The sequence below is a fragment of the Kitasatospora sp. NPDC017646 genome (assembly GCF_044329365.1).
Taxonomy (GTDB): domain Bacteria; phylum Actinomycetota; class Actinomycetes; order Streptomycetales; family Streptomycetaceae; genus Kitasatospora.
The window spans coordinates 10,969-21,433 of the sequence record NZ_JBIRJC010000071.1 but is presented as its reverse complement, the minus strand read 5'-3'; the positions used below and the strand labels follow the sequence as shown (position 1 = coordinate 21,433).

The following is a 10,465-nucleotide window of genomic DNA, read 5'->3' as shown; positions in this document are numbered from 1 at the left end:
CGACGTGACCGCGACGGGCACCGGCAGCAGCGATGGCACCGGCGACGGCACCCGCAGGGGCGTGAACCTCGCCCTGGGCACGCTCACCGAACGAAGCCTGGCCGTGGCCGGGGTCGCCCGGGAGGTCGCCGCCGAGCTGGGCCGCACCCCGGCCCAGGTCGCGCTGGCCTGGACCCTGCGGAACCCGGGCGTGACGACCACGCTGATCGGGGCCCGCACCCCCGCCCAGCTGGAGGAGAACCTGGGCGCCCTGGAGGTCGAGTTCACGGCCGCCCAACTGGCCCGCCTGGACGCGGTGGGCGCGATCGAGCTCGGCCAGCCGCACGACGTGCTGGCCAGCGACCACATCCGCCGGGTGACCACGGGCGGCCTGCGGATCGAGAGCCGTCGCTGACGGCCGGCCGTCAGCGACGGCTCTCGATCCGCGGTCGGTTCACCGCGGGGCGAGCCACGTTCGGATCGCCTCCGCCGCCGTCGCCACGTGCTCGCCGAGCATCGAGTAGTGGTCTCCCGGGACGTCGCCGGGGCACAGGTGCAGGGTGGGGACGGCCGTCTCCTCCGGCCGGCCCAGGAAGAGCGCGGACACCCGTCGGGCCCTCGTCAGGCGGGCGCGGTCGGTGATCACCAGGTCGGCGCCGCCGTCGGCCAGGCGGAACCGGAGGTCGTCGTCGCCGATCCGCGGGTCGAGCGGAACGCCGACCGCCCTGCACTCCGCGGGGTGGTGAACGGGTTGCCGCAACGGTCACTCGCGGCGTGATCGTCCGTCAAATCAGCTCCGCCTCCAGGTCGCGGCACCGGTCGGGCCGGCGCCTGACGTGGCGGGTCGTCGGAGGGCCTCCTGGTCGGTTCAGCTGCCGTACCGCCGTTGCCTGGCGGCGAAGCTGCGGACGGCGCGCAGGAAGTCGACCTCGCGGAACGCGGGCCAGTAGGCCTCGCAGAAGTACAGCTCCGAGTAGGCGCTCTGCCAGAGCAGGAAGTTGGAGAGCCGTTGCTCGCCGCTGGTGCGGATGACGAGGTCGGGGTCGGGCTGGCCGGCGGTGTAGAGGTGCGGGTCGATGTCGTCGACGGACAGGGTGTCGGCCACGTCGGTCAGGGACGCGCCGGATCCGGCTCGCTCGTACAACAGGTCACGCATCGCGTCCACGACCTCCTGGCGGCCGCCGTACCCGACGGCCAGCGTGACGTGAGCGCCGGTGGTGCAGGTACGGGTGGCCTCGACGGCCTCCTCGAGGGCGCGGGCGGTGCTGTCGGGCAGGGCGTCGGTCATTCCGGCGAGGTGGACCTGCCAGCGGGCGTCCGGGCGGCTGAGGCGGTCGGTGACCACCTTTTCGATCAGCCGCATCAGGTAGGCGACTTCGGCGTCGCCGCGGCGCTGGAGGTTCTCGGTCGAGCACACGAAGACGGTGATGTGCTTGATCCCCAGGGCCTCGCACCAGGAGAGCACCTCCTCGACGTGTTCGGCGCCCGCCTTGTGGCCGAGGCTCGGGTCGGCCATGCCCATCTGCAGGGCCCAGCGGCGGTTGCCGTCCATGATCAGTCCGACATGCCGGGGAAGCGGGCCCGCCATGACCTCGCGGCGCAAGCGGCGGGTGTAGAGGGAGCGGAGCAGGTCGGGCATGCGCACCGTCCAAGTGAGTGGGGGAGCGGCGCGCCGGCCGGCTCCGGCGGGCCGAGGTCATGCGCGTGCCGCACGGCTCACGGGGCCGACGACAGGTCGCGCAGGTCGCGCAGGGTGCCTGCGCACACCGCCGTCAGCAGCAGCAGGCCCACGCCGGTGGCCGCGCCGAGCGGGTGGAAGCCGTCACCGGTGACCGACAGACCGAGGATGGTCGCGCCGCCGGTGGCACTGGCGGCAGTGAGGGTCCGGACACCGACCCGCAGGCGCCCGGTACCGGGTGGCACGACGGCGTCCGCGCCGACGCCGGTGAAGATGCGGGGGATCTGGATCGCGCCGAGGGCCAGGGCGGTCCACCAGGCGGCGAGCACGGCGGTGCGCAGGGTGGGCGGCGAGGCGTCCGCGTCGAAGCCGCCGTGCACGAGGACGACCACGGCGGCGCCGAGGACCGCCGGTGCGGCCAGGCGGCGCAGCGCCCAGCCCAGCAGGGTGATCGCGGCACGTAGCGTGGGCCGGGGCCGGGGTGCGACGAGGGCGATGCCGAGCAGCAGCAGGGCGGTGCATCCGTGCGTGACCTGCTCCCGGACGCCGTCGGCGGGCAGGGGACCGGCCTGCTCGGCGGCCAGGTGGCTGAGGAACCAGGCGGCGAGCGCGACCGTGATGCCCATGGTGGCCACCCGCCGCTGGCGCTGCACCGGGGAGTCGGCGGGCCAGAGGGCCGGGTGCAGCCACATGTCCACGATGCCCGCGATCAGGTCGGGCCAGGACTTCCAGCCCGCGCCCCGGGCCTCGGCCTCCACCATCGAGCCCCAGCGCTCGCGGAAGGCGTCCGGGTAGAGCCTGACCAGGCTCCGGGTGACGACGCTCACGCCGGGTTCACCCCCAGGCGCCGCAGTCCCGCGTCCGCGACGCGTGCCATGGCGCGCAGTTCGCGTTCCAGGACCTCACGGCCGAGGGAGGTCAGCTGCACCGGGCGCTGGCGGCCCTGTCCGTCGAGGGGCTCGATCAGCTGCTTCGACTCCAGCCTGGCCAGTGCCCCGTACAGGCTTCCGGGGCCCAGGCGTTCCCCGGTCAGTTCCTCGATCGCCGTGTTGATGGCGTATCCGTGCAGCGGCCCGTCGGCCAGCGCGCAGAGCACCAGCGTCTGGGCATCGTTGGCTTGCATGTCGCTCCTTCCGATCTGACGGGGCACCATACTACGTTCCACGAACTACGCGCCAAGTACTACACGCCAAGTACTACGTGATGTGTACTATCGCTCCATGAGAGACGACTTGACGAGGGATCAGCTCGATCTCGCGCACCCTGCCCGGCCTGCCGCGGCCGCGGCACTGATGACGTCCGCCGCCGGCGCCGCCGCCTTCACCCTGTTCGCCTACCTGACGACACAGGTCCGTGCGGTGCGGGCGGGCAGCCCGTGGCAGGACGATCCGTACGACACCGTGGTGACCTTCACCATGTTCTTCGTCCCGCTGCTCGGCACGCTCGGCGCGGCGAGGGCGCTGCTGTGCCGGCGCGACCAGCCGCTCCCGCGTCACCGGGTCGAGCAGGTGCTCAGGGCCGGTCTGGTGTGCACGCTGCTCGTCGCCGCCACGCTCGCCACCGACTGGGCGGCGGTAGCCGTGCGGGCGGACCGCGCGTCGTGGGACGGCGGTACTCCCGGGCTGATCGCGTCACTGCTGCCGCTCACCGGGTTGACGGTCGAGAGCCTGCTGCTGCACCGCCGGGCGGTCCGACGGTTGCCGGAACCGGTGGGCGGGGTCGAGGGCACGGGCGGAGACTGGCTGGACGACCTCGTACCCATCGCGGACCTGCTCGCCGGTCCACGCTCGCGCGCGGGGCGCGCACTCGCCGCGCTGGTCGGCCGCGGCGACGTGCCCCACGCCGTGCTCGGCGCCGTGACCCGCGACGTGCTCCGCTTCGTGCGTCGCCGCTTCACCCCGCTCGCCGCCGCAGGCGCCCTCACCGCCGGAGTGCTGGTCGCCACCGGACTGGCCGTCGGCGAGGGCTGGCCCGGGAGCCTGCTCTTCACCGTGGAGGCAGCGGTCTTCGCGGGTGGCACCTTCGCCTTCGTGACGATCGGCAACAGCGTCCTGCGGTTCGCCGCCTCCCCTCCCGCGTCGAGGAGGCGACGGGCCGCCCGGACCGCGGCCACCGCGGGCGCCTCCGCACTGCCGGTCTCGTTGGCGCTGCGGGACACCGTCTGGCAACTGCTCGGGTTCGGCGACCACGTCGACTCCATCGGGCAGTGGGCGGCCGTCGCGCTCGCCTGCGCGCTGTTGACGGCCGTGCTCGCCTTCGGTGTGGCCTGGGCCGGAAGTCGGGAATGACGGCGAAAAGCGCCCGAGGTGGAACTCGGGCACGGCTGCAGACGGCCGAGGGGGCCGGCAAGTACCCGGTCGGCGCCCGGTCAGGGCCTCGGCCGCCCCCGGTCAGGGCCCCGGGGCGCCGGACACGGCCACCGTTTCGGACAAACTCCGTCGATCACCGTCCGTGTCCACCTGTGGCGGCTAGAGTGACGTGGCCGCGGCGTCACACCGGGGGCACGGGGCCGTCCGGCAGCAGCGCGCGGGGGAGGACCACGCGTGTGATCACAGCATCCCCGTTGATGGCCGACGCGTTCCGGGTGAAGCCCTACACGCGCCACTGCGAGGTCATCCACGACGAGGGCGCGCACGCCGTGATCGGCGTCTCGCCCGGCAACAGCTACTTCTCCGCCCAGCGCCTGCACGACCTCGCCGCCTGGGGCCTGGACCACTACGACCAGGTCGACTTCGTCTACACCGACCTCCACGTGGCCGAGATGTACGAGGCGTACGGGTACGGCCCCGACGACGCCCGCAAGAAGGCGGCGAAGAACCTGCGAGGTCTGCGCGCGAAGCTGCGTGACGCCGCGTCGGCGGCGGACCCGACCCTGGCGCGGCTGCGCTGGCGGCCCATGTCCGACTTCCGCACCAACACCGCCTACCAGGAGATCCACCGGCAGCTGAAGCGCCGCCTGGAGACCGACGCCGACCTCCGCATGGCCTGTGACGAGCTGGTGGGCCGGTTCCTGAGCGCGCGAGGGCAGGAGGCGACCGACCGCCAACGCGCGGTGTGCCTGGAGTACGTGTGCGCCGAGGCGCCGCTGTTCCTCGACACCCCCGCGATCATCGGCGTGCCGTCCTCGCTCAACTGCTACCACCAACTCCTGCCGCTCGCGGAACTCCTGTACGCCCGCGGCGCCGGCCTGCGCGCCTCCCGCAACCAGGGCCACGCCATCGTCACCCCCGTCGAAGGAGCGCGCGCATGACCACGACCACCAACGCCGGGCCCCCGGCCGTCGGCGGCCACGACCCGCTCGACTTCCCGTTCTCCCGGGACGGCAGTCGGCTCCCCGACGAGCTGGCACAGCTGCGCGCGGCCACCCCGGTGCGGCGGGTGCGCACGATCGCCGGGGACGAGGCGTGGCTGGTGTCCTCGTACCGGCTGTGCAAGCAGGTCCTCACGGACGACCGGTTCTCGCTCAAGGACACCTCGGCGCCGGGCGTGCCCCGCCAGTACGCCCTGACGATCCCTCCCGAGGTCGTCAACAACATGGGCAACATCACCGGTGCCGGGCTGCGCAGGGCGGTGATGAAGGCGCTGAACCCGAAGACGCCCGGACTGGTGCGGTGGCTGCGCCAGGAGGCGGGGCGGCTCGTCGACCGGCTCGTCGAGGACGGTCCCACGGCCGACCTGCGCGGCGCGTTCTGCGAGCCGTACTCCGCGGGCCTGCACTGCCGCATCCTCGGAATCCCGCAGTACGAGGGCCCCGCGTTCCTGCGGAGCCTGGACATCGCGTTCATGAACTCGGCCTGCCCGATCGCCGGCGCGAAGACCAACTGGGACCGCGACATCGCCCGCATGACCGTCCTGCTGGACGATCCCGCCACCGTCGGCCTGATGGGGGAACTCGCTGCCCTGCGCGACGACCCGGACTACGCGCACCTGACCGCCGAGGTGCTGGCCACCGTCGGCGTCACCATGTTCGGCGCCGGCACCGTCTCCACCTCCGGCTTCCTCACCATGGCTCTGGTCCACCTCCTCACCCACCGCACCACCTGGGACCTGCTGCGGGACCGCCGCGACCTGGTCGACGCGGGCGTGGAGGAACTGCTGCGGGTGAACCTGTCCATCGGTGACGCCCTGCCCCGGCTCGCACTCGCCGACGCGCGGCTCGGAGATGTCGACGTCAAACGGGGGGAGTTGGTCCTGGTGCTGGTCGAGGGCGCGAACTTCGACCCGGAGGCCTTCCCCGATCCCCACCGCTTCGACCTGGACCGCGCCAACGCCGCCGACCACCTCTCCTTCGGCGGCGGCTCCCACTACTGCCCCGCCACCGCACTCGGACGCGTCCACGCCCGGATCGCCCTGGAGACGCTGCTGGACCGACTGCCGGATCTCGAACTCGCCGTCCCGGTGAGCCAGTTGGTCTGGCGAACGGGCTTCATGAAGCGGATCCCGGAGCGGCTTCCGGTGATGTGGTAGCCGCGGCTCCCGGGTCCCCTTCCCCCCCGTGCGCCGCACGGCGGCGTACGGGCGGGTCTCACCGCCGTGCGAGCGCGAGCGCGATGGCACGGGAGATCGGCTGGCCGGTGTGGGACTCGTAGTAGCTGTAGGGGTTCCGGCACCGCGCGGGCCCGGGCCCGCGCGGTCCGGTCCCCGGCGCCCGTGGCCGGCCCCGGGCCACCGGGGCCGCCCCGGCTCACGGCTGGTCGTAGTAGCGCCGTTCCTCGACGACCTCGTCGGCCCCCGCCCGGCCCATGAAGCGCCGGCGCCGGTAGACGCTCGCGTAGGTGATCAGGCCCAGCAGTCCCGCGGCCATCAGGATCCAGCCGACCACGTGCACGTTCATGCCGGAGAAGTGCCAGTCGACCCCGAAGGCCAGCACCGCGCCGGCGGCGAACAGGAGGATGCAGCCGCCGATACCCATGTCTCCACTCCTCTGCTTGCGGTTGGACACCGGCTACCCCCAAGTCCGTTGATCACACCGACGTCTGCTACACCGTCCACCTCTCCGGCACCGTCGGCGCCCGTTCGGCCGCCGTCCAGGCCACCACCACCACCACCACCGGCGGCCGGCCGGGCGCGCCCACCAGAGAGGCGGCTACGCGTACGCCAAGGGCTCCGGCCAGCACATGGGCCTGTCGAACCTCCTCACCACCCACTCCCTGGAGGGACCTCACCCGGCTACCACGTGATCGCCGACTCGGGCTGCCCGGAGTGAAGCCGACTTCTCACGCAGCCCGGTCGGAACGACGCGTTCGTCGATCCCGACGTCAGGGCACCGCCGGCCGTGGCCCCGGCAACCTCCGGCACTTTCCGCACCTGACGCATCGACAGGATCTCAACCAGTGGCCGACGAGTCCGTCCCGGCGCTAGCTAGTGCAGCGCCGCGTTGATCCTTCGGGGGTTCAAGCGGCTTTGAGTGGGCCGCCGTCGTAGGTCCAGCGGTAGGGCGTGGCGTCGTGTTCGTCGTAGGCCAAGACGAAGGTGGCGCTCGACGATGCCGGCGAAGGGAACCCCGCGCCGCACGACATACTCCCGGCGGATGACTCCGGTACCTCGCCGGGCTACGAACGACACCGGAACGTTTGCATCCACGGGCTGATTCGATACGGAGCTGCGGAACCTAGCGTCGGTCCCATGAAACGCAATCGCCGTATCAGCGCCGTCGCGGCGCTGGCGCTCGCCGCCCTCGTCACCGGAACCGGCACCGGGTTCGCCGCCACGACCACACCGTCGGCCACACCGGTGGCCACGCACGCGTTCGACACCGCACCGGCCACGGCCACCGCGCCCACACGATCCTTCCAAGGCACCCTCCCCGCGCCGACCGGCCCCTACGCCGCCGGCGAGGAGGTCATCCACCTCACCGACGCGAGCCGTCCCGACCCGTGGGTGCCGTAATCCGGGCCCCGCCAACTGACCGTCACGATGGTCTACCCGGCCGTCCCCGGGACCGGGACCCCGGCCCCTTACATGACCCTCGCCGAGGCATCCGGAGTCATCCAGCACGCGAAGATACCGGCGAGCTCCGGCGTCACCCCGCAGAACCTTTCCAGCGTCACCACTCACGCCTTCGAGGGCGCGCGGCCGCAGCGCGGCAAGCATCCGCTGGTGGTCCTCTCACCCGCGTCCGAGGACCCGCGCATGACGCTCACCTCGCTCGCGACCGACCTGGCCAGTCACGGCTACGTCGTCGCGCTCGTCGGCCACACCTACGAGGACAGCGGCGAGACGCTGGCGAACGGCCAGACGCCGCCGTGCGCGATCTGCGATCACCCCGAAACGCTCGACTTCGCCTCCGTCGCCGCCAGCCGCGCGCTGGACGTGTCCTTCGTGGTCGACCAGTTGACGCACGGCACCACCGCGTGGCGCCTGGCACACCTCATCGACAAGCACGAGATCGGCATGGCCGGACATTCCTTCGGCGGAGCGGCGGCGGCCGCCACGATGATCGCCGACCCGCGCGTACGGGCCGGAGTGGACATGGACGGCACCTTCCACCCGGTCCCGATGCCCGGCCAGATCGACCGGCCGTTCCTCATGCTGGGTAGGGCCGACGGCCACACGCCCGGCAGCGGCGACGGCATCGTGTGGGGGCGGACCTGGGCCGCCCTCGGCGGCTACAAGAAGTGGCTGACGGTCGCCGGCGCCGACCACTTCAGCTTCAGCGACCTGGACGTGCTTCAGGAGCAGGCCGGGTCCCCGACGGCGCCCCTCTCCCCGGAACGCGGGGTGGGGATCACCCGCGAGTACGTGACGGCGTTCTTCGACCAGACGCTGAAGGGCATCCACAGTCCGCTGCTGGACGGCCCCTCGCCGAACAATCCGGAAGTAGCCTTCCAGTCCTAGTGCAGCGCCGCGCTGATCCTTCGGGGGCTCATGCGGCTTTGAGCGGGCTGCCTCGTAGCTCCAGCGGTAGGGCTTGACGTCGTGTTCGTCGCAGGCCAAGACGAAGGTGTCGATGGCCGCGGCCAGTTCGTCAGGAGGCGAACTGGCCGCGGCGTAGTGGACGTCGGGTCAGGGGGAGACGAACAGCTCGACCTGGCTGAGCCCGCTGGCGTGTTCGGGGTGTGTGGATGTTGAAGCGGGGACGGGTGGCCGACCGTGCCTTCGTCTTCTTCGCGACGTGGGACGAGCCGTTGTCCATGACCAGAGGTCCGCGCCGACGACCGGGAACGAGACCTCCCGCGGTCACCGCCGGCCTCACTCCGCCTCGGAACTCCGGCGTCGTCGAAGGCGACGTCAACCGGATCATTCTGTGGAATCAGCGATGTCAAGCCGTCTGCCTGTGCATCACGCCGAGGTGGTGATGGCCTCGGTGAGGCACGTGGTCGTCCCGACCCGGCAGACTGAAGACCGCGCAGACATCAACAGGCCGGGTGCGGATGCTGGACTGCTGTCCGAACGTGAGGGTGTCGTTGACATGGTGCTCACAGCCCGCGATGTCCAGGGCCGTGACCGGTTCCTCGCGGAGCACGGTGGCAAGCGGCTCTGTTGCTCGCGCCCATCGGTGCCGTCCCGCGGGGCAAGCGTTCCCGGCCGGGTGAGCCGGAACCGATCCGCGTTCCCAACCCCGCCGGCCGCCGGGCGGGTTACGCTACGACCTCGCCGGGCGGGTGAGTGCACCAACCGATCCCGTGCCCTCGGGCCTCCGGCGGTGTCGTCGCACTTCGGGAGGGGAGCCCCGTGCAGGACCGCACCACCTCGGACGAGCAGTTCGCCAAGGACCTCGCAGGCATGCTGGCCGCGCCGCACACCGTCCCGCTGGGACTGAAGCCCGGCATCCCGTGGTTCGACTTCGATCTGGCCTTCGAACTCGGTCTCGGCTACGCCAACCGTGGCGAGATCGCCGCCGCCGAGGCCGTCGCCGCCACGGCGCTGGCCTCCTCCGGAGCGAAGACCCAGGCGGCGGGGCACCTGGTGACCGCCGTGGTGCACCTGAGCCGCGGCCGGTTCCGCCGGGCCTGGTCGGCGGCCGGGAAGGCCGCGAAGGTCGCCGACCCGGACGTGGCGGCCGAGGTGGCCTACGTCCGGGGGCTCTGCCTGGAAGGTCGCGGGAACCACCGGGACGCGAGCCGCCAGTACGCGCTGATCGCCGACTCCGGGCGGCCACGGACCTTCGCCCGCGCCGCGCTCTCCATGGGCGGGATGCTGGCGCGCGAGACCCAGGACTGGGACCAGGACGCCTTCGACGCCCTCGGCACCGCCATCGCCACCGGCTTCCCCGAGGTCGTCGGGCCGGCCCAGCTCACCCAGGCACTGATGGCCGACCGCGTCGGTGACCGGGACCTCGCGGAGTTCCTCTACCGCGAGGCGACCCACGCCGCGGTGCCGCAGACCGCCGCGCAGGCCGCCTTCCACCTCGGCGACATGCTCCAGGCCCGCGGGGACGTGACGGGAGCCCGGGCGCAGTTCGCCGCCGCGGCCCGATCCGGCGACCCGGAGTTCTCCGGGAAGGGCGCCCTGAGCCTGGGAGTCCTGCTCATGGAGGCGGGCGAGAGCGCCGACGCCATCGAGGTCTTCACCTTCGCCTCGAACTCCGACTACCAGCCGGCCGCGGCCCGGGGCCACTGCCACCTCGGCCTGCTGTCCGTCGACGCCGGGGACCTCGTGAGCGGCGAGCGCCACCTGAAGATCGCCCTGAAGCACAAGGACCCGCAGGTGAAGGCCGCGGCTGAGGCCGGTCTCGCCCGGATCCGCAGCGCCCGCAGGTGACGCGGCGCCCGCACGGGAACCCCGGGCAGTTCGCTGCTCGGGCCGCCCCGCCGGCCGCCCGCGCGCGCCACGCCCGGGGCGCCACCGAAGTCGGCGGGGAAACGG

12 protein-coding genes are annotated in these 10,465 nt (G+C 72.5%); 7 read left to right on the top strand and 5 right to left on the bottom strand.

What is annotated here, in order from left to right; all coding sequences use genetic code 11:
• Positions 1 to 394: aldo/keto reductase (locus ACH4J0_RS40785; RefSeq protein WP_396246262.1), on the top strand; the 394-nt coding region annotated here is incomplete at its 5' end.
• Positions 395 to 433: 39 nt separating this feature from the next.
• Here the strand turns inward: ACH4J0_RS40785 and ACH4J0_RS40780 are convergent.
• The 4 genes from ACH4J0_RS40780 to ACH4J0_RS40765 form a co-directional block, all read right to left on the bottom strand.
• Positions 434 to 739 (bottom strand): hypothetical protein, encoded by a 306-nt coding sequence (locus ACH4J0_RS40780; RefSeq protein WP_396246261.1) that lies wholly within the window; start codon positions 737 to 739, stop codon positions 434 to 436.
• Between the two features lie 108 nt (positions 740 to 847).
• A complete protein-coding gene (gene uppS / locus ACH4J0_RS40775; protein ID WP_396246260.1) occupies positions 848 to 1,624 on the bottom strand; it encodes a polyprenyl diphosphate synthase in 777 nt (258 codons plus the stop codon).
• Between the two features lie 71 nt (positions 1,625 to 1,695).
• Positions 1,696 to 2,484, bottom strand: a complete 789-nt coding sequence (locus ACH4J0_RS40770) for a hypothetical protein (protein ID WP_396246259.1) — start codon at positions 2,482 to 2,484, stop codon at positions 1,696 to 1,698.
• Positions 2,481 to 2,780 carry a PadR family transcriptional regulator gene (locus ACH4J0_RS40765; protein WP_396246258.1) on the bottom strand — a complete coding sequence of 100 codons (300 nt, stop codon included), beginning with the start codon at positions 2,778 to 2,780 and terminating at the stop codon, positions 2,481 to 2,483. Before ACH4J0_RS40765 ends, ACH4J0_RS40770 begins: the two co-directional genes overlap by 4 nt.
• Before the next feature lie 97 nt (positions 2,781 to 2,877).
• Here ACH4J0_RS40765 and ACH4J0_RS40760 point away from each other — a divergent pair, with 97 nt between their 5' ends.
• The 3 genes from ACH4J0_RS40760 (at position 2,878) to ACH4J0_RS40750 (ending at position 6,124) form a co-directional block, all read left to right on the top strand.
• Entirely contained in the window at positions 2,878 to 3,945 is a 1,068-nt protein-coding gene (locus ACH4J0_RS40760; protein ID WP_396246257.1) for a hypothetical protein, read from the top strand.
• A 257-nt stretch (positions 3,946 to 4,202) separates the two neighbouring features.
• Complete coding sequence (locus ACH4J0_RS40755) at positions 4,203 to 4,907, top strand: tRNA-dependent cyclodipeptide synthase (RefSeq protein WP_396246256.1); 705 nt, start codon at positions 4,203 to 4,205, stop codon at positions 4,905 to 4,907.
• Positions 4,904 to 6,124: a cytochrome P450 gene (locus ACH4J0_RS40750; protein WP_396246255.1), complete on the top strand. Its 1,221-nt coding sequence runs from the start codon at positions 4,904 to 4,906 to the stop codon at positions 6,122 to 6,124. Before ACH4J0_RS40755 ends, ACH4J0_RS40750 begins: the two co-directional genes overlap by 4 nt.
• 217 nt (positions 6,125 to 6,341) lie before the next feature.
• Here ACH4J0_RS40750 and ACH4J0_RS40745 read toward each other — a convergent pair whose 3' ends face one another.
• Entirely contained in the window at positions 6,342 to 6,569 is a 228-nt protein-coding gene (locus tag ACH4J0_RS40745; RefSeq protein WP_396246254.1) for a DUF6458 family protein, read from the bottom strand.
• A 713-nt stretch (positions 6,570 to 7,282) separates the two neighbouring features.
• Here ACH4J0_RS40745 and ACH4J0_RS40740 point away from each other — a divergent pair.
• The 3 genes from ACH4J0_RS40740 to ACH4J0_RS40730 all read left to right on the top strand — a co-directional run bounded on the left by ACH4J0_RS40740 (position 7,283) and on the right by ACH4J0_RS40730 (position 10,360).
• Positions 7,283 to 7,546 (top strand): hypothetical protein, encoded by a 264-nt coding sequence (locus tag ACH4J0_RS40740; protein WP_396246253.1) that lies wholly within the window; start codon positions 7,283 to 7,285, stop codon positions 7,544 to 7,546.
• Positions 7,547 to 7,618: 72 nt separating this feature from the next.
• Positions 7,619 to 8,494, top strand: a complete 876-nt coding sequence (locus ACH4J0_RS40735) for an alpha/beta hydrolase family protein (protein ID WP_396246252.1) — start codon at positions 7,619 to 7,621, stop codon at positions 8,492 to 8,494.
• Positions 8,495 to 9,331: 837 nt separating this feature from the next.
• Positions 9,332 to 10,360 (top strand): tetratricopeptide repeat protein, encoded by a 1,029-nt coding sequence (locus ACH4J0_RS40730; protein ID WP_396246251.1) that lies wholly within the window; start codon positions 9,332 to 9,334, stop codon positions 10,358 to 10,360.
• Positions 10,361 to 10,465 lie beyond the last annotated feature (105 nt).

Excerpts from the sequence above, each read along its gene's own strand:
- ACH4J0_RS40750 (WP_396246255.1), top strand. The coding sequence starts at position 4,904 with ATGACCACGACCACCAACGCCGGGCCCCCGGCCGTCGGCGGCCACGAC.
- ACH4J0_RS40740 (WP_396246253.1), top strand. The coding sequence starts at position 7,283 with ATGAAACGCAATCGCCGTATCAGCGCCGTCGCGGCGCTGGCGCTCGCC.
- ACH4J0_RS40765 (WP_396246258.1), bottom strand. The coding sequence starts at position 2,780 with ATGCAAGCCAACGATGCCCAGACGCTGGTGCTCTGCGCGCTGGCCGAC.
- ACH4J0_RS40760 (WP_396246257.1), top strand. The coding sequence starts at position 2,878 with ATGAGAGACGACTTGACGAGGGATCAGCTCGATCTCGCGCACCCTGCC.
- ACH4J0_RS40745 (WP_396246254.1), bottom strand. The coding sequence starts at position 6,569 with ATGGGTATCGGCGGCTGCATCCTCCTGTTCGCCGCCGGCGCGGTGCTG.
- ACH4J0_RS40735 (WP_396246252.1), top strand. The coding sequence starts at position 7,619 with ATGACCCTCGCCGAGGCATCCGGAGTCATCCAGCACGCGAAGATACCG.